Annotated in this window: 14 protein-coding genes, 3 tRNA genes and 1 pseudogene; 1 reads left to right on the forward strand and 17 read right to left on the reverse strand. The window is 63.0% G+C overall.

Annotated features, from left to right (window positions below; all coding sequences use genetic code 11):
• From ACFQU1_RS04625 to ACFQU1_RS04705, 17 genes and pseudogenes are all read right to left on the reverse strand, one after another.
• A partial coding sequence (locus ACFQU1_RS04625; RefSeq protein ID WP_378129797.1) for a GTP-binding protein occupies positions 1–446 on the reverse strand: 446 nt, incomplete at its 3' end.
• Between the two features lie 55 nt (positions 447–501).
• Complete coding sequence (gene fusA, locus ACFQU1_RS04630) at positions 502–2,577, reverse strand: elongation factor G (protein ID WP_378129799.1); 2,076 nt, start codon at positions 2,575–2,577, stop codon at positions 502–504.
• Between the two features lie 27 nt (positions 2,578–2,604).
• The gene (rpsG, locus tag ACFQU1_RS04635) at positions 2,605–3,075 is read right to left on the reverse strand and encodes a 30S ribosomal protein S7 (protein WP_378129801.1); all 471 of its coding nucleotides are present in this window, start codon (positions 3,073–3,075) and stop codon (positions 2,605–2,607) included.
• A 104-nt stretch (positions 3,076–3,179) separates the two neighbouring features.
• On the reverse strand, positions 3,180–3,551 hold the full coding sequence (gene rpsL, locus ACFQU1_RS04640; protein ID WP_378129803.1) for a 30S ribosomal protein S12: 372 nt from the start codon (positions 3,549–3,551) through the stop codon (positions 3,180–3,182).
• Positions 3,552–4,078: 527 nt separating this feature from the next.
• Positions 4,079–8,272, reverse strand: coding sequence for a DNA-directed RNA polymerase subunit beta' (gene rpoC / locus ACFQU1_RS04645; RefSeq protein ID WP_378129805.1), 4,194 nt, complete (start codon positions 8,270–8,272; stop codon positions 4,079–4,081).
• A 182-nt stretch (positions 8,273–8,454) separates the two neighbouring features.
• The gene (rpoB, locus tag ACFQU1_RS04650) at positions 8,455–12,576 is read right to left on the reverse strand and encodes a DNA-directed RNA polymerase subunit beta (protein WP_378129807.1); all 4,122 of its coding nucleotides are present in this window, start codon (positions 12,574–12,576) and stop codon (positions 8,455–8,457) included.
• 321 nt (positions 12,577–12,897) lie between these two features.
• Positions 12,898–13,272 carry a 50S ribosomal protein L7/L12 gene (rplL, locus tag ACFQU1_RS04655; protein WP_378129809.1) on the reverse strand — a complete coding sequence of 125 codons (375 nt, stop codon included), beginning with the start codon at positions 13,270–13,272 and terminating at the stop codon, positions 12,898–12,900.
• 43 nt (positions 13,273–13,315) lie between these two features.
• The gene (gene rplJ, locus ACFQU1_RS04660; RefSeq protein ID WP_378129811.1) at positions 13,316–13,834 is read right to left on the reverse strand and encodes a 50S ribosomal protein L10; all 519 of its coding nucleotides are present in this window, start codon (positions 13,832–13,834) and stop codon (positions 13,316–13,318) included.
• Positions 13,835–14,339: 505 nt separating this feature from the next.
• Complete coding sequence (gene rplA / locus ACFQU1_RS04665) at positions 14,340–15,038, reverse strand: 50S ribosomal protein L1 (RefSeq protein ID WP_378129813.1); 699 nt, start codon at positions 15,036–15,038, stop codon at positions 14,340–14,342.
• Positions 15,039–15,049: 11 nt separating this feature from the next.
• Entirely contained in the window at positions 15,050–15,481 is a 432-nt protein-coding gene (gene rplK, locus ACFQU1_RS04670) for a 50S ribosomal protein L11 (protein WP_378129815.1), read from the reverse strand.
• A gap of 253 nt (positions 15,482–15,734) precedes the next feature.
• Positions 15,735–16,301 carry a transcription termination/antitermination protein NusG gene (nusG, locus tag ACFQU1_RS04675; RefSeq protein WP_378129817.1) on the reverse strand — a complete coding sequence of 189 codons (567 nt, stop codon included), beginning with the start codon at positions 16,299–16,301 and terminating at the stop codon, positions 15,735–15,737.
• An 11-nt stretch (positions 16,302–16,312) separates the two neighbouring features.
• Positions 16,313–16,510 (reverse strand): preprotein translocase subunit SecE, encoded by a 198-nt coding sequence (secE, locus tag ACFQU1_RS04680; protein ID WP_378129819.1) that lies wholly within the window; start codon positions 16,508–16,510, stop codon positions 16,313–16,315.
• Between the two features lie 177 nt (positions 16,511–16,687).
• Positions 16,688–16,764 (reverse strand) — tRNA-Trp (locus ACFQU1_RS04685).
• 183 nt (positions 16,765–16,947) lie between these two features.
• Positions 16,948–17,058, reverse strand: a pseudogene (locus ACFQU1_RS04690) (elongation factor Tu); the annotation flags it as partial.
• Positions 17,059–17,176: 118 nt separating this feature from the next.
• Positions 17,177–17,728 (reverse strand): hypothetical protein, encoded by a 552-nt coding sequence (locus tag ACFQU1_RS04695; RefSeq protein WP_378129821.1) that lies wholly within the window; start codon positions 17,726–17,728, stop codon positions 17,177–17,179.
• Positions 17,729–17,796: 68 nt separating this feature from the next.
• Positions 17,797–17,870 (reverse strand) — tRNA-Gly (locus ACFQU1_RS04700).
• A 24-nt stretch (positions 17,871–17,894) separates the two neighbouring features.
• Positions 17,895–17,979, reverse strand: a tRNA-Tyr gene (locus tag ACFQU1_RS04705).
• A 191-nt stretch (positions 17,980–18,170) separates the two neighbouring features.
• On the opposite strand from ACFQU1_RS04705, the gene rlmB reads away from it, so the two are divergent.
• The gene (gene rlmB / locus ACFQU1_RS04710) at positions 18,171–18,980 is read left to right on the forward strand and encodes a 23S rRNA (guanosine(2251)-2'-O)-methyltransferase RlmB (RefSeq protein WP_378129823.1); all 810 of its coding nucleotides are present in this window, start codon (positions 18,171–18,173) and stop codon (positions 18,978–18,980) included.
• Positions 18,981–19,117 lie beyond the last annotated feature (137 nt).

Genomic DNA, 19,117 nt, shown 5'->3' on the forward strand with positions numbered 1-19,117 from the left:
AGATCGAGGAGCTCGGAGTCGTCGACCATGTCCACCTTGTTCATGAACACGACCAGCGCCGGAACGCCCACCTGACGCGCCAGAAGAATATGCTCGCGCGTCTGCGGCATCGGGCCGTCCGCCGCAGACACAACGAGGATCGCCCCGTCCATCTGCGCCGCGCCCGTGATCATGTTCTTCACATAGTCGGCGTGCCCGGGGCAGTCCACATGCGCATAGTGACGGTTCGCCGTCTCATATTCCACATGCGCCGTCGAGATCGTGATCCCGCGCGCCTTCTCCTCAGGCGCCTTGTCGATCTGGTCATAGGCCGTGAACGACGCTCCACCCGTCTCGGCAAGAACCTTCGTGATCGCCGCCGTCAACGACGTCTTCCCGTGGTCAACGTGACCAATCGTTCCGATGTTGCAGTGCGGCTTCGTCCGCTCAAACTTTTCTTTGGCCATCGTAGGGCTCCTAGGAGGAACTCGACGTTCGTCGTCGTTGGTTGCGGATGAAGGTTCAGGCGTATTTCGCTTGAACCTCGGCGGCGACCGCCTGCGGCACCTGCTCGTAGTGGTCGAACTGCATGGTGTAGGTCGCACGGCCCTGGCTCATGGAGCGCAAGGTATTCACGTAGCCGAACATGTTGGCGAGCGGCACCATGGCGTTGATCACCACAGCATTGCCACGCATGTCCTGACCTTGGATCTGCCCACGGCGCGAGTTCAGGTCGCCGATGACCGATCCAGTATAATCCTCCGGCGTCACGACCTCGACCTTCATCACCGGCTCGAGCAGCACTGGCGAACCCTTCTGCAGGGCCTCGCGCAGAGCGGCACGGGACGCGATCTCGAAGGCAAGTGCCGAGGAGTCCACCTCGTGGAACGCGCCGTCCACGAGCTGCACCTTGAGATCGACCACAGGAAAGCCCGCCAGCACGCCGGAGCCGAGGACGCTTTGCAGGCCCTTCTCCACGCCCGGGATATATTCCTTGGGCACGGCACCACCGACGATCTTCGATTCGAAGACATAGCCGGCGCCGGTCTCGTTCGGCTCGACGATAAACTTCACACGAGCGAACTGGCCGGTACCACCGGTCTGCTTCTTGTGCGTGTAATCGATCTCGGTCTTCTTCGTGATCTTCTCACGATAGGCGACCTGAGGCGCGCCGATATTGGCGTCCACCTTGTAGGTGCGTCGCAGGATGTCGACCTTGATGTCGAGATGCAGCTCGCCCATCCCCTTGAGGATGGTCTGACCCGACTCCTGATCGGTCGAAACCCGGAACGACGGATCTTCCGCCGCAAGCTTGGACAGCGCGATACCGAGCTTCTCCTGATCGGCCTTCGATTTCGGCTCGATGGCGATCTCGATGACCGGCTCCGGAAATTCCATCTTTTCGAGAATGACCGGCTTCAGGGTGTCACACAGGGTGTCGCCCGTACGCACGTCCTTGAGACCAGCCAGCGCGACGATGTCGCCGGCATAGGCCTCCTTGATGTCTTCGCGGTTATTCGCATGCATCAGCAGCATGCGGCCAACCCGCTCCTTCTTCTCGCGCGTCGAATTCAGGATCGAGGAGCCAGCCTCGACTGAGCCCGAATAGACACGGCAGAACGTGATCGTGCCGACGAAGGGGTCGTCCATGATCTTGAAGGCGAGCATCGAGAAGGGCTCGTCGTCCGACGGCCTACGTTCGATCGGCTCATCGGTCTTGACGTCGATGCCCTTGATGGCGCCGCGATCGATCGGCGACGGCAGGTAGTCGACGACGGCGTCGAGCAGCGGCTGCACGCCCTTGTTCTTGAAGGCCGAGCCGCAGAGCACGGGATGGAAGGCACGCTTCTGCACGGCCAGACGCACGAGACGCCGCAGCGTCTCCTCATCCGGCTCCTGGCCCTCGAAATAGGCGGCCATGGCATCATCGTCGAGTTCGACGGTGGCCTCGACCAGCTTCGTCCGGTACTCCTGCGCCTTCTCCGCCATATCGGCGGGGATCTCTTCGTCGTGGAACTTGGCGCCGAGCGCCTCATCTTCCCAGACGATCGCCTTCATGCGGATAAGATCGACGACGCCCTTGAAGGAAGACTCCGACCCTATCGGCAGCTGCAGGCATACCGGCTTGCCAGCCACGCGATCGATGATCGAATCGACGCAGCGATACAGGTCCGAGCCGACCTTATCCATCTTGTTGACGAAGACGATGCGCGGCACGTCGTACTTGTCGGCCTGCCGCCATACGGTCTCGGTCTGCGGCTCCACACCCTGGCTGCCGTCCAGCACGCAGACGCAACCGTCGAGCACGCGCAGGCTGCGCTCGACCTCAATGGTGAAATCGACGTGGCCGGGCGTGTCGATGATGTTCAGGCGCTTGTTGCGCCAGATGCAGGTCGTCGCAGCCGACGTGATCGTGATGCCACGCTCCTGCTCCTGCTCCATCCAGTCCATGGTGGCAGCGCCCTCATGGACCTCACCGATTTTGTGGCTCTTGCCCGTGTAATAGAGGATGCGTTCCGTCGTCGTCGTCTTGCCCGCATCAATGTGGGCCATGATGCCGAAGTTACGGTAGTCCTCGATGGCATGATTGCGGGGCATGATCGTTCTCTCGGCAGCTTGCAGTCGTTACCAGCGATAGTGCGAAAAGGCGCGGTTGGACTCCGCCATCCGGTGGGTGTCCTCGCGCTTCTTGACGGCACTACCACGATTGCTGGAGGCGTCCATGAGTTCCGACGAAAGCCTCTCGACCATCGTCTTGTCGTTGCGTGCACGCGCCGCCTGAATGAGCCAGCGGATCGCGAGTGCCTGACGGCGCTCGTTCCGCACCTCGACCGGCACCTGATAGGTCGCGCCACCCACACGCCGGGAGCGCACCTCGATGGCCGGCGCGACATTGTCGAGCGCCTGCTTGAAGACCGAAAGCGGTTCGGTCTTCAGTTTCTGCTCGATGATATCGAGCGCGCCATAGACGATCGCCTCTGCGACCGACTTCTTGCCGTCGCGCATGACCGAATTCATGAATTTGGTCACGATCACGTCCCCGAACTTCGGGTCCGGAATGATCTCGCGCTTCTCGGCACTGTGACGACGGGACATGCTTCAGCTCCGCCCTAAATCCTGAGTTTCCTTGAGCCTTGAGGCTCGCGGCCCCGGCGGGTGGGCGAAAGCACCACCCCCGAGATGATCTGTATGACGGCCGATCACTTCGGCCGCTTGGCGCCGTATTTCGAGCGGCGCTGCTTGCGGTTCTTCACGCCCTGCGTGTCGAGCACGCCGCGCAGGATATGATAGCGAACGCCCGGAAGATCTTTCACGCGGCCGCCGCGGATCATGACGACCGAGTGTTCCTGAAGATTGTGACCTTCACCCGGAATGTAGCCGATGACCTCGTAGCCGTTGGTCAGCCGAACCTTCGCGACCTTACGCAGAGCCGAATTCGGCTTCTTCGGCGTGGTCGTATAGACGCGCGTGCAAACGCCCCGCTTCTGCGGGCATGCTTCGAGCGCGGGAACGGTGTTCCTGCTCTTCGGCGCCGTCCTCGGCTTGCTGATCAACTGGTTGATCGTCGGCATGCTCTCGTTCTCTCGCTTCGGTCGCCGCAACGACCATCGGCCCTGTCTTCGCCCGACCATCGGACGGAAAACAATTCGATCTCGCTGCGCCGCGGCAGTCCGGGCATAGCCCGGGACGGCAATGGCGCAACACAAACCCACGCCTTAAGCTTTTCCAAGCTAAAGGCGTGAAGCACATGCAGAGGACCGCGACATCTCGTGGCGCGATCTTGCTCCAGCTCTGACGTTACAAGCCTGACTTGCGGTCAGTCGGTGCTAAAACGGCAGCGTTTAGGCGTCAAACACCGAAGCGCGTCGCTTCGATCTGCGAACACCTACCACCTGCCAGAGTTCGGAGCTTCTAGCCCCAGACTGCCCGGCCGTCAACCCCGGAATGACCGATTTTGAGCCTGGCAGCTGCTTTCGCCCATCATTCGGTCAAGGGGCGCCGGCGGATCATCGAGACTTCACAAAGAAGTGCCGTGAGGATGGATCCTCACGGCACTCTAGTTCATTCACCATCCCATAAGGGCTGGGAGGTCGGCTGCTTACTCCGCGGCCGCTGGCGGCAGCTCCGGCGCGTTTCGCGCCGCGACTGCCTGCTGGTTCTCGGACACGCGCTGCGCGAGGATCAAATCGTCGCGACGCTGCGCGATCTCCTTGAGGCGCGCCGCAAGGGCACCGGTGCCGGCTGGGATGAGCGAACCGACGATGACGTTCTCCTTGAGCCCCTCGAGCGAGTCGGCCTTACCATTGACGGCCGCCTCGGTGAGGACGCGGGTCGTCTCCTGGAAGGACGCTGCCGAGATGAAGGAGCGCGTCTGCAGGCTCGCCTTGGTGATGCCGAGGAGGACCGGATTGCCCACTGCGGGCTTCTTGCCTTCCGCAATCAGCTTCTCGTTGGCCTCCGCCAGCTCCATGCGGTCCACCTGCTCGCCCTGCAGGAACTCCGAATCGCCGGGCTCGTCGATATCGACCTTCTGCAGCATCTGGCGAACGATCACCTCGATGTGCTTGTCGTTGATATTGACGCCCTGCAACCGGTAGACCTCCTGGATCTCGTTGACGAGATAGGCGGCGAGTTCCTCGACGCCCTTGATGGCCAGGATGTCATGCGGCGCCGGATTGCCGTCGACGATGAAATCGCCGACCTCGACCACGTCGCCGTCCTGCAGATGGATGTGCTTGCCCTTCGGGATCAGGTACTCCACCGGCTCGGAACCATCGTGCGGCACCAGGCTCAGGCGACGCTTGTTCTTGTAGTCGCGCCCGAACTGAACGGTGCCGGACTTCTCGGCGATAATCGCCGCGTCCTTCGGCCGCCGCGCCTCGAAGAGCTCCGCCACCCGCGGCAAGCCGCCGGTGATGTCGCGCGTCTTGGCGCTTTCCGTCGGAATACGCGCCAGCACGTCGCCGGCCTTCACCTTGTTGCCGGGGTCGACGGCGATGATACCGTCGACAGGCAACAGCCAGCGCGCTTCACCACCGCGCGCCAGCTTGGCCACCTTGCCCTCCGCATCGTGCACGACGATGGCCGGCCTCAAGTCTGAGGTTCTCGCCGAGCCGCGCCAGTCGATGACGACGCGCTTGGCGATACCGGTCGCCTCGTCCACCGTCTCGGTGATCGAGCCGCCCTCTACCAGATCCTCGAAGGCCACCGTGCCGTCGACCTCGGTCAAGATGGGACGCGTATACGGGTCCCACTCGGCGATGCGCTGCCCGCGCTTCACCTGATCCCCGTCGTCCACCTTGAGCCGCGAGCCGTACTGCACGCGGTGCACCGCACGTTCCTGTCCATCCGGCGCAAGGAGCACCACCGCGACGTTGCGGCCCATGGCGATGAGATCGCCATCGGTGTTGCGCGCCAAATTGCGGTTGCGGATCTTGACCACGCCCTCGAAATTCGTCTCGAGGAAGGACTGGTCCGCGATCTGCGCCGCGCCACCGATGTGGAAGGTGCGCATGGTGAGCTGCGTGCCCGGCTCGCCGATCGACTGCGCCGCGATGACGCCGACCGCCTCACCGTGGTTGACCGGCGTGCCGCGCGCAAGGTCACGGCCGTAGCAGGTGCCGCAGACGCCGATCCGCGACTCGCAGGTGAGCACGGAGCGGATCTTCACCTCCTGGATACCGGCCGCATTGATCGGCTCGATATGCCATTCCTCGATCATCGTGCCTTTCGGAACGATGATCTTGCCGTCCGGATCGACCAGATCCTCCGCCGCGGTGCGGCCGAGGATGCGCGAGGCGAGCGTGGCGACGATCTGTCCCGCATCGACGATGGCGCGCATGCGGATGCCCCGTTCCGAACCGCAATCCGGCTCGCGAATGACCGCATCCTGCGCCACGTCGACGAGACGACGCGTCAGATAGCCGGAGTTGGCCGTCTTCAGCGCCGTGTCGGCGAGGCCCTTGCGCGCGCCGTGCGTCGAGTTGAAGTACTCGAGCACGTCGAGGCCTTCCTTGAAGTTCGAGATGATCGGGCTCTCGATGATCTCGCCGGAAGGCTTGGCCATCAGGCCGCGCATCGCGCCGAGCTGACGCATCTGCTCGCGCGAACCGCGCGCGCCGGAATGCGCCATCATATAGATCGAGTTCACCTGCAGATCGCGGCCGTTCTCGTCCTTCTTCACGGACGAGATGCGGCTCATCATCTCCTCGGCGAGGCGGGCGGAGCACTTGCCCCAGGCATCGACCACCTTGTTGTACTTCTCGCCCTGGGTGATCAGGCCGTCATTGTACTGCTGCTCGAACTCCTTCACGAGCGAGCGCGTCTCCTCGACGATGCTCCACTTGTTCTCCGGCACGATCATGTCGTCCTTGCCGAACGAAATGCCCGCCTTGAACGCGTGGTAGAAGCCAAGCGCCATGATGCGATCGCAGAAGATCACCGATTCCTTCTGCCCGCAGTTGCGGTAGACGGTATCGATCATCGCGGAGATTTCCTTCTTCGTCATGAGCTTGTTCACGACGTCGAAGGGAACGGCCGGATGGCGCGGCAGCACGCGTGACAGAACCACGCGGCCGGGCGTCGTCTCGTAGATCTTCGAATAGGTCTTGCCGTCCTGATCGACACCCTGCCACCGGTAGCGGATCTTGGTGTGATAGGTGACGACCTTCTCGGCCAGCGCATGCTCGAGCTCGCCGATATCGGAGAAAGCCTTGCCTTCGCCCGGCTCACCCTCGGCGATGATCGACAGATAATAGAGACCAAGCACGATGTCCTGGCTCGGCACGATGATCGGCTGACCATTGGCCGGGTGCAGGATGTTGTTGGTCGACATCATCAGGACGCGCGCTTCGAGCTGGGCCTCGAGCGACAGCGGCACGTGCACGGCCATCTGGTCGCCGTCGAAGTCCGCGTTGAAGGCGGCGCAGACCAGCGGATGCAGCTGGATCGCCTTGCCCTCGATGAGCACGGGCTCAAACGCCTGGATGCCCAAGCGGTGCAGCGTCGGCGCCCGGTTCAGCATCACCGGATGCTCGCGGATGACCTCGTCCAGGATATCCCAGACCTCCGGCTTCTCCTTCTCGACGAGCTTCTTCGCCTGCTTAACGGTGGCCGACAGGCCCTTGGCGTCGAGGCGGGCATAGATGAAGGGCTTGAACAGCTCGAGCGCCATCTTCTTCGGCAGCCCGCACTGATGCAGCTTCATCTCCGGACCGACCACGATCACGGAGCGGCCGGAATAGTCGACGCGCTTGCCGAGCAGGTTCTGGCGGAACCGGCCCTGCTTGCCTTTCAGCATATCGGCGAGCGACTTCAGCGGCCGCTTGTTGGCGCCCGTGATGACGCGGCCACGGCGGCCGTTGTCGAACAGCGCATCGACCGCTTCCTGCAGCATCCGCTTCTCGTTACGGATGATGATGTCGGGAGCCCGGAGCTCGATGAGGCGCTTCAGGCGGTTGTTGCGGTTGATGACGCGCCGGTAGAGGTCGTTGAGATCCGACGTGGCGAAGCGCCCGCCATCCAGCGGCACGAGCGGCCGGATGTCCGGAGGAATAACCGGAACGACCGTCAGGATCATCCACTCCGGCTTATTGCCCGAGAGCTGGAAGGCCTCGATGATCTTGAGGCGCTTCATCAGCTTCTTGGGCTTCAGCTCGGAGGTCGTCGTCGCAATCTCGTGGCGCAGGTCCGCCGCGATCTTGTCGAGATCGAGCGAGCGCAGGATCTCACGAATCGCCTCGGCGCCGATCAGCGCCGTAAACGAATCGTCCCCATATTCCTCCTGGGCGCGCAGGTACTCGTCCTCCGAGAGGAGCTGACGCTCCTTCAAGGGGGTGAGGCCCGGCTCGATAACGACGTAATATTCGAAATAGAGGATGCGCTCGAGATCCTTCAGCGTCATGTCGAGCAGAAGGCCGATGCGCGAGGGCAGTGACTTCAAAAACCAGATATGAGCGACGGGAGCGGCGAGCTCGATATGGCCCATGCGCTCGCGCCGTACGCGCGCGAGCGTGACCTCGACACCGCATTTCTCGCAGATGACGCCCTTGTACTTCATGCGCTTGTACTTGCCGCACAAGCACTCGTAGTCCTTGATCGGGCCGAAAATCCGCGCGCAGAACAAACCGTCGCGCTCCGGCTTGAACGTACGGTAGTTGATCGTCTCCGGCTTTTTGATCTCACCGAAGGACCAAGACAGAATCTTCTCCGGGCTCGCGATCGAGATTTTGATCTGATCGAACGTTTGCGCAGGAGCCTGGGTATTGAAGAGATTCATGACCTCTTGGTTCATCGCCGTCTCCTTCAAGCCGCGTCGGAGCATCGCTAAGCTCCCGCTGGCCGATATCTTCAAGCCGCCGCCAACGGCTCATCTCAACACGGGAGGCTGCGCATGCCCCGGGGCATCCGCAGCCCATTCATCACGATCCGGACGGAATGGTCACCGCCAAGCCTCTGCCTTGAAAGCTCCTCGGCTCACTCGGCAGCTTCCGAAGGCGGCAATTCCACCTGCGGCTTTTTGGTCGATAGCAGTTCGACATTGAGGCCAAGCGATCGCATCTCTTTCACCAACACGTTGAAGCTCTCGGGTATGCCGGCTTCGAAGGTGTCATCGCCGCGCACGATCGCCTCGTAGACCTTGGTGCGACCCGCCACGTCGTCCGACTTCACCGTCAGCATCTCCTGCAGGGTGTAGGCTGCGCCATAAGCTTCCAGCGCCCACACCTCCATTTCGCCGAAGCGCTGTCCACCGAACTGCGCCTTGCCGCCCAACGGCTGCTGAGTGACGAGCGAATACGGCCCGATCGAGCGCGCGTGGATCTTGTCGTCGACGAGATGGTGCAGCTTCAACATATATATGTAGCCGACCGTCACTTTGCGATCGAAGGCTTCGCCAGTCCGTCCGTCATAGAGCGTGACCTGACCTGAGCGGTCGAGCCCCGCCTCCTCCAGCATGCGCTCGATATCGCTCTCCTTCGCCCCGTCGAAGACCGGCGTCGCGATCGGGACGCCGCGGCGCAGATTTTGACCGAGTTCCACCAGGCCGGCGTCGTCGAGCTGGTCGATGTCGCTATTGTCGCCGTAGACCTTCGTCAAGGCACCCTTGAGCTGGCTCGCGTCGTGCGACCTGAGATAGGCGTCGACCGCCTGTCCCACCTGCCGACCGAGGCCGGCGCAGGCCCAGCCCATATGCGTCTCGAGAATCTGCCCGACATTCATACGGCTCGGCACGCCGAGCGGGTTGAGCACGATATCGGCATGCGTGCCATCCTCGAGGAACGGCATGTCCTCGATAGGCACGATGCGCGACACAACGCCCTTGTTGCCGTGACGGCCGGCCATTTTGTCGCCGGGCTGGATCTTGCGCTTCACCGCCACGAAGACCTTGACCATCTTCATGACGCCGGGCGGCAGCTCGTCGCCGCGCTGCAGCTTCTCGACCTTGTCGAGGAAGCGCTGTTCGAGGCGCTTCTTCGATTCGTCGTACTGCTTGCGCATGGCCTCGAGCTCGGCCATGAGCGGGTCGTCCGTGACAGCAAAAGCCCACCACTGCGAGCGCGGGAACTCCGCCAGGCTCTCGCGCGTCAGCTCCACGTCCTTCCGGAAGCCCTTGGGCCCGGCGACCGGGGTCTGGCCCGTGAGGAGCTGGGCGAGACGCGCATAGACGTTCCTGTCGAGGATCGCCTGCTCGTCGTCGCGGTCCTTGGCCAGCCGCTCGATTTCCTCGCGCTCGATGGCCTGGGCACGCTCGTCCTTGTCGACGCCGTGGCGGTTGAACACCCGCACTTCGACGACTGTACCGGTGACGCCCGGCGGCACGCGCAACGAGGTGTCGCGCACGTCGGAGGCCTTCTCGCCGAAGATGGCGCGAAGCAGCTTCTCTTCCGGCGTCATCGGGCTCTCGCCCTTAGGCGTGATCTTGCCGACGAGGATGTCACCGGCATTCACTTCGGCGCCGATATAGACCATGCCGGCTTCGTCGAGGTTCTTCAGCGCCTCTTCCGAGACATTCGGAATGTCGCGCGTGATTTCCTCAGGCCCGAGCTTCGTGTCGCGGGCCATCACCTCGAACTCTTCGATATGGATCGACGTGAACACGTCGTCCTTCACGATCCGCTCGGAGAGCAGGATCGAGTCCTCGAAGTTGTAGCCGTTCCAGGGCATGAACGCGACGAGCACGTTGCGGCCGAGCGCGAGCTCGCCGAGATCGGTCGAGGGACCGTCGGCAATGATGTCGCCCTTGCGCACGAAATCACCCACCTTCACCAGCGGCCGCTGGTTGATGCAGGTCGACTGGTTGGAACGCTGGAACTTCATCAGCCGGTAGATGTCGACGCCCGACTTGGTGGGGTCGAGATCCTCGGTCGCACGCACGACGATACGGGTCGCATCGACCTGGTCGATGATACCCGTCCGGCGAGCCCCAATGGCCGCACCCGAGTCGCGGGCGACCACCGCCTCCATGCCCGTTCCCACGAAGGGAGCATCGGCCTTGACCAGCGGCACCGCCTGGCGCTGCATGTTCGAGCCCATGAGGGCGCGGTTGGCGTCGTCGTTCTCGAGGAACGGGATGAGCGCCGCAGCCACCGAAACGAGCTGCTTCGGCGACACGTCCATATAGTCGACCCGATCCGGCGGCACGACCACGACGTCGCCGGCCCGGCGGCAGACCACCAGGTCCTCCGTCAGCTTGCCTTCGGCGTCGATGTCGGCATTCGCCTGGGCGACGTAGTACTTCGATTCCTCCATCGCCGAGAGATAGACGACATCACTGGTCACCGCGCCGTCGCGCACCCGGCGATAGGGCGCTTCGATGAAGCCGTATTTATTCACCCGCGCGAAGGTCGCGAGCGAGTTGATGAGGCCGATATTCGGGCCTTCCGGCGTCTCGATCGGGCAGATCCGGCCATAATGCGTCGGATGCACGTCGCGCACCTCGAAGCCTGCGCGCTCGCGGGTGAGGCCGCCCGGCCCAAGCGCCGACAGGCGTCGCTTGTGCGTGACCTCCGAAAGCGGATTGGTCTGGTCCATGAACTGCGACAGCTGCGAGGAGCCGAAGAATTCGCGCACCGCCGCCGCCGCGGGCTTGGCGTTGATCAGGTCCTGCGGCATCACGGTGTCGATGTCGACCGACGACATGCGTTCCTTGATGGCGCGCTCCATCCTGAGGAGCCCCAGACGATACTGGTTCTCCATCAGTTCGCCGACCGAGCGCACGCGGCGGTTGCCGAGATGGTCGATGTCGTCCACCTCGCCACGGCCGTCGCGCAGGTCGACGAGCGCCTTGACGACCGCCAGCATGTCTTCGCGCCGCAATGTGCGCATGGTGTCAGGCGCATCGAGATCGAGGCGCATGTTCATCTTCACGCGCCCGACCGCCGAAAGGTCATAGCGCTCGGCATCGAAGAACAGCGAGTTGAACATCGACTCCGCCGTATCGAGCGTCGGCGGCTCGCCCGGCCGCATCACGCGGTAGATGTCGAACAGGGCCTCCTCGCGCGAGGAGTTCTTGTCGAGCTTGAGCGTATTGCGGATATAGGGACCGATATTGACGTGGTCGATATCGAGGACCGGGATCTCCTCGAACTCGCTCTCGATGAGACTTTTCAGGAGCTTTTCGGTGATCTCCTCACCGGCTTCCGCATAAATCTCGCCATTCGCGTAGTTCACGAGGTCCTCGGCCACATACTGGCCGATGAGATCCTCGTTCGTGGCGCGCAGATCCTTCACGCCCTTTTCCGCCAGAAGGCGCGCAGAGCGAGCCGTCAGCTTCTTGCCGGTCTCGATCACCACCTCGCCCGTATCGGCGTCGATGACGTCCGTTGTCGCCTTGAAGCCCTTCAGGCGCTCGGGATCGAAGGGAACGCGCCAGCCGTCCTTGTTCTTCTTGTAGACGACGCGGTTGTAGAAGGTGTCGAGGATTTCCTCGCCGTCGAGGCCGAGCGCAAAGAGCAGCGACGTCACCGGGATCTTCCGGCGACGATCGATGCGGGCATAGACGATGTCCTTGGCGTCGAACTCGATGTCGAGCCAGGACCCGCGATACGGAATGATGCGTGCGGCAAAGAGGAGCTTGCCCGACGAATGGGTCTTGCCCTTGTCATGGTCGAAGAACACGCCCGGCGAGCGGTGCATCTGGCTGACGATGACACGCTCGGTGCCGTTGACGATGAAGGTGCCGTTGTCCGTCATGAGCGGCATATCGCCCATGTAGACATCCTGCTCCTTGATGTCCTTGACGGAGCGCGAACCGGTGTCCTCGTCGACATCGAACACGATCAGGCGCAGCGTCACCTTCAGCGGCGCGGCAAAGGTCATGCCCCGCTGGCGACACTCGTCGACATCGTATTTCGGCAGCTCGAAGGTGTATTTGACGAACTCGAGCAGCGCGCTGCCGGAAAAGTCAGATATCGGAAAGACGGACTTGAAGACGGACTGCAGCCCTTCCTCCGGCCGCCCCCCCTTCGGCTCCTCGACCATCAGGAATTGGTCATAAGATGCCTTCTGAACCTCGATGAGGTTCGGCATCTGGGCCACTTCCCGGATCTTGCCGAAGAATTTGCGGACGCGCTTCGGGCCAGTGATCGTCTGGGCCATATCTGTTCTCGCTCCTCACGCACGGCTGACCGGGCAGCCCCGGGCGGGGCATGGTGCGGCAGAGGCCGCCGGGTCAGCCGCGCCGCTCACGCGGCTTGCTGCTTTGCTTGCGGTCGCCGCCTCCGGCGATCGCTATCATTATCGCCGTCCCGGCCGGATCTGCGCGATCCTGGAGCTTAGGGACGACATAACGGCCCCGGAGACGAAGCGTCTTCGGGACCGTTGAAGTCTTAGTTGCTGACGGCCCGTGGAATCGGGCCGTCTCGATGAAAAAGGACGAGGCCCCCTTTCATCGCGATTGCCAGCATCAGCGACCCGAGGTCACTTCAGCTCCACCTTGGCGCCGACCTTCTCGAGAGCGGCCTTGATCTTCTCGGCCTCTTCCTTGCCTACGCCTTCCTTGACGGGCTTCGGCGCGGCCTCGACGAGATCCTTGGCCTCCTTCAGGCCGAGACCGGTGACGGCGCGGACCTCTTTGATGACCTCGATCTTCTTGTCGCCGGTGGCGGCCAGAACGACCGTGAACTCGGTCTGCTCTTCGACGGGAGCAGCCGCGCCCGCTGCCGGCGCAGCCGCAACCGCGACGGCGGCAGCGGCGGAAACGCCCCACTTCTCCTCGAGGAGCTTCGCGAGCTCCGCGGCTTCGAGAACGGTCAGGCCCGACAGTTCGTCGACGAGCTTTGCTAGATCAGCCATAGTTTCTTCTTCCTGGTTCGGTTCGGTATGGGGTTAGACGGCCTCACGCCGCTTCGTCTCGCTTGGCATAAGCCCCGAACACGCGCGCCAGTTTGCCGGCGGGCGCATTGACGACCTGCACCACCTTCGTCGCCGGGGCCTGCACGAGGCCGACGATCTTGGCGCGCAATTCGTCGAGGGAGGGCAGTGAGGCGAGTGCCTTCACGCCGTCCGGGTTCAGAGCAGTCGTCCCCATCGCCCCGCCGAGGATCACGAGCTTGTCGTTGGCCTTGGCGAAGTCGGTGGCGACTTTCGGTGCCGCAACGGGATCGCTGGAATAAGCCAGCAATGTCGGCCCCTTCAGGAGGGACGCGATGGACGCGACATCCGTGCCTTCGAGAGCGATCTTGGCGAGGCGGTTTTTCGTGACCTTGACGGAGCCGCCTGCCTGCTTCATCTCCCTACGGAGCTTCTGCATGTCGGCGACCGTCAGGCCGGCATAGTGAGCGACGACAACAACGCCGGTCGAGGTGAACACCTCGCCCAATGTCGTGACGAGCTCTGCTTTTGCCGCTCTGTCCACTTGGCTCTCTCCGGTTCGACGGCACGGGAACACCCCTGCCGTCGGCTGCACATGCCGCTCGCCGTGCATCAGGCCTGCGCCCGACGCCGTGCGATACGGCGCTCGCAAGCCCTGTCCCCCGGATCGAAGAGCAACACTCTCGCCCCAGGTCATAGGTCCGAACCGACCAGCCGCGAAGCCCCGCTTGTGCGGAACTTCCCGGCGAAAATCAGCCTTCCCCGTCTATGCTGGCTTCACGCAGAAATTAAGCCGATGATCGGCACCCGCAGTCTCGGACAGGACATAAGGCCGGATCGAGCAGAAGTCTCCTCCTGCCCGCCGGCCCTTCCACCCAGTTGCCCGGGCAGAAACGCTCACGGAAGACCGCAAGCGGCCTTCCAGGTTTTAGGATACAAACGTTCTTAATAACCACTACTAAGGCGCTTGCCAAGGGGCAAACGCGAATCAAATCGGACGATCGGCAACCGACGCCGGTTCCTTCGAGTGGCGTCGGGCTGCAACATCGTCAGGCGTTCAGGACCGACGCCGGATCGACCTTCACGCCAGGCCCCATCGTCGAGGAGATGGCGATGCGCTGGACATAGGTGCCCTTGGCGCCCGCCGGCCTCGCCTTGGCGACCGCGTCGGCGAAGGCCTTGATGTTCTCCACGAGCTTGTCCGCCTCAAAGGAGGCCTTGCCGATGCCGGCATGGACGATACCCGCCTTCTCCACCCGGAACTCGACCGCGCCGCCCTTTGCCGCCTTGACGGCGCCGGCCACGTCCATGGTCACAGTGCCGACCTTCGGGTTGGGCATCAGACCGCGGGGGCCGAGCACCTTGCCGAGCCGGCCGACGAGCGGCATGAGATCGGGTGTCGCGATGCAACGGTCGAACTCGATGGTACCACCCTGGACGATCTCGAGGAGATCCTCGGCGCCGACGATATCCGCCCCCGCCGCCTTGGCCTCATCAGCCTTCGCACCACGCGCGAAGACCGCCACCCGCACCGTTCGGCCGGAACCGTTCGGCAACTGGCACACGCCACGCACCATCTGGTCCGCATGGCGGGGGTCCACGCCGAGATTCATCGCCACTTCGATGGTCTCATCGAACTTGGCCTTGGCCCGCTCCTGAATCATTTTGACCGCATCGGTGAGCCCATAGAGCTTCGTGCGATCGACCCCGTCGCGGAGATTTGTGATCCGTTTTGCCGTCTTTGCCATGATCGATCTCCTCAGCCCTGAACCTCGAGGCCCATAGAACGGGCTGAGCCTTCGATCATCGCCACCGCAGCCTCGATGCTGTCGCAGTTGAGGTCGGCCATCTTCTTCTCGGCGATCTCCTGCAGCTGCGTCCGCGTTACCTGGCCGGCCATGGCCCCCTTGCCGGGCGTCTTCGAGCCGCTGGTGACGCCCGCCGCCTTCTTGAGGAAATAGGAGACCGGCGGCTGCTTCATTTCGAAGGTGAAGGAGCGATCCTGATAGGCGGTGATGATCACCGGGATCGGCATGCCCTTCTCCATCTGCGCCGTGCGCGCATTGAAGGCCTTGCAGAATTCCATGATGTTCAGGCCGCGCTGACCGAGCGCGGGACCGATCGGCGGCGAGGGATTGGCGGCCCCTGCCGGTACTTGAAGCTTCACGTAGCCCGTGATCTTCTTTGCCATGATGGCTGCTCCCAAAAGACGGCACGCCGGATGCCATCCGGTTGCCGTGGGTTGCAGATCGCGGTGCGGTTCCTTTTGCCCGGCTGGCGACCGGAGAACCTCCCGCGGCTGATGCCGCATCCAGTGGCTGCGGCGTGGGGGCCGAACGGTCCCCATGCGAGAACGGACAGGTCCATTCTCGCGGACGTGTCACATAGCAATACGGACCGGCGGAAACAAGCCCCGCCGGCCGCGAACTGCTCTATGCAACGGGTCAGACCTTCTCGACCTGACCGTATTCGAGATCGACCGGGGTAGCGCGTCCGAAGATCGACACCGCGACCTTGAGCCGGGCGCGGGCTTCGTCGACCTCCTCCACGGTTCCGTTGAAGGATGCGAAGGGCCCGTCGGCGACGCGCACCTGTTCGCCCACCTCGAAGCTGACCGACGGCTTCGGGCGATCAACGCCCTCCGCCACCTGACCCTTGATGCGCTCGGCCTCGCGATCCGGGATCGGCATGGGCTTGGCCTTGTCGGCACCCAGGAAGCCCGTGACCTTCGGCGTGTTTTTGATCAGGTGGTAGACCTCGTCGGTGAGGTCGCATTTCACCAGGACATAGCCCGGGAAGAACTTGCGTTCCGTATCGACCTTACGGCCGCGGCGCACCTCGACGACCTTCTCGGTCGGCACAAGGATCTCGTCGAACTTGTCTTCAAGGCCTCGCTGGGCCGCCTGATCGCGCAGTGACTGCGCCACCTTGTTCTCGAAATTCGAGTAGGCGTGAACGATGTACCACCGCTTGGATCCGGAGGACACGCTGTTGGCACTGGCTGGGGACATTGGGGAACCTCCTAACGTCCGATACCGAGGACCAGAGTCACGCCGAACTGGATCAGTTGATCGGCGATCAGAAAAAATATGCTCGCCAGGATGACCATGACGAACACCATCGCCGTCGTGACGAGGGTCTCCTTGCGGGTGGGCCACGTGACCTTGGAGGCCTCGTTGCTGACCTGCTGCAAAAATTCGACCGGGTTCGTCTTCGCCATTTCCCATCACCATTCGCGCTTTCGTGCAATGCCCATGGCATGCCGACGGCGCGGCTTGATCAACATCGGTATCGGCACTGCCGCTCGCAAGCACCGAACCGTCAATAGAATCGCCAGACCGGCTTGCCGCCGCCTTAAAATCCGAAGGCCCCAACGAGGGGCCAATACGGGGTCCGCTGGCAGGAGTGGAGGGACTCGAACCCCCAACCCCCGGTTTTGGAGACCGGTGCTCTAACCAGTTGAGCTACACTCCTAGCGGATCCGGCGAAGCGACACGCCGGCGAGACGACAGCTGCCGAGCGGCCGAGGTCGTCAGGGGCGATATCGCCATCTTCCTATACATCAGTTGTGCGGGAAGGCGATAGGTGATTGACGGCCCCGGACGATGCCGTCGAGAGAGCCCGGGAGCGCCATGGCTCCCGGGATAGATGTCAGCTTTACTCAATGATCGAGGCGACGACGCCGGCGCCGACGGTGCGCCCGCCCTCGCGGATGGCGAAGCGCAGCTTCTCTTCCATCGCGATCGGCACGATCAGCGTCACCTCCATGGNTCGTCACAACCTTAAGGCGTTGCCGTTCTGAGGAGGATCGGGCCCGTCGGCCCCGAAATTGCGGGACCGTCTAGGGGGTTTCGCTCAATTCCGCAAGAGCCAGTTACGATACTCTCTAACTAACATACTCGCCGATCAGCACGTAGCCGGGATCGGAAGAATTGATCGCCATCGCCAGGGCCGTCCCGATACCACCGCCGATCTCCCTGGAGCGGTAGACTCCGTCGTATTTGAGAACGAGCGCACCGGTCTTGGCATCCACCAGATCGATCTCGGCCTGGATCTTGGGGCGGCTCTCGACAAAGACACGCCGAGCCACCGAGGGTACGTCGAAGATCTTCAGCCGGACTACCGCCTTGAGCGGCTTCGCCCCCGTGAAGAGCGGCGTGATCTGCGAGCCGAATTCAGCGCCGAATTGGTCGTCGAGGGCCGTCTGGAACTGTTCCTGGACTTCGGGAAAATTCCAGGACGGCTCGTTTTGCAACCGCCTGGCGACGCTGGGGTCGACGGCATGCGTCTTGAGATAAGCCTCTTCCTGGCTGGGCCAGGAGCGCACAACCTTGACGCCCTTGACCGCGACCTGCGCGATCTTGAACCTCTGGAACGCGCTCAGATCCATGGAATGCGGCGGCACCGTCGCGCAGGCAGCCAAGACCAAGCTCGCCATCGCGAGCAACATAAATCGCCCAATCAACGAAGCCCCCCGGCAACGCTTAAAGAACAATCAAAAAGTCATGGAGCGGGTGAAGGGAATCGAACCCTCGTCATCAGCTTGGAAGGCTGTTGCTCTACCATTGAGCTACACCCGCACCGCAAAACAGTTCCGAGACGGGTGGTGGAGGGGGTTGGATTCGAACCAACGTAGGCATAGCCAACGGATTTACAGTCCGTCCCCTTTAACCACTCGGGCACCCCTCCGCCCGTCCCGCGAAACTGCCCCATGAGGCAGTCCGGATGCACATCTCGCGCAAGCACGAGCAGCGGGGCGTTCTTAAGTGGAGCCGGTCGCGAGTGTCAACAGCAAAACCCGACTGGCGCGATTGAGCGCCCTATGCGACATCTGCCCCTCTCCTACCAGCCAGCCCCCCTCAGCCACGAATGCCGCCGCCATGACCGATGACGAAGCCCGGACGCACAAGCGACCCGCCGCAAGGCCCGGTCACCGGGCGGCGCGCGGCGTCCGAGCGTCGCAAAACCGCGATGAGCCCGGCAGCGTCATCCTTTATGGCTGGCATCCGGTCGTTGAAGCCCTGGCCAACTCGAAGCGGCGCCTGCGTCGCCTCATGGCGACTGAAAATGCACTCCAACGACTGAACGAGAGATTCGAGACCCTGCGCATTGACGCAGACCTCGTGCGGCCGGAGGAGATCGGCCGGCGCCTCGAGCCGGACGCCGTGCACCAGGGGCTTTATCTCGAAGCCGATCCCCTGCCCTCGCCGACCATCGAGACGATGAATGCGCGCTCGCTCATCCTCGCGCTCGACCAGATCACCGATCCGCACAATGTCGGAGCGATCGTGCGTTCGGCGGCGGCCTTCGGCGTCGACACCATCATCACGACCGCCCGCCACAGCCCAGCAGCCACCGGCGTCATGGCGAAATCGGCGTCAGGGGGCTTGGAACACGTCCCCTTCACCATCGTCCGCAATCTGGCCGGTGCCTTGCAGACATTGAGCGAGCGTGGCTTCCTGTGCATCGGTCTCGACTCGGCCGGGACGACGCCGCTCGAAGCCGTCCAGCTGCATCGGCCCGTCGTGCTGGTGCTCGGTGCCGAGGGCAAGGGGCTGCGGCAACTGACGCGCGAGCGTTGCAGCGCGCTAGTGCGCCTGGACGTTCCCGGTGCCATCAAGAGCCTGAACGTGTCGAACGCAGCCGCGGTGGCGCTTTATGCGGTGAGCAGGAACCTTCCGCCCGCCTGAGCGCCCAAGCCTCGGCCGTCATTCGCATCCTCCTAACAGCCTGCGCTCGCTACGACTTTCGGCTGACGACGAATTGACGAGCGACATCTCGCCACGTGCACCATAGCCTCGCCGCATTGAGTCTCGCCGGGCTGATT

It is taken from the genome of Chelatococcus sp. GCM10030263 (assembly GCF_042666455.1).
GTDB lineage: Bacteria > Pseudomonadota > Alphaproteobacteria > Rhizobiales > Beijerinckiaceae > Chelatococcus.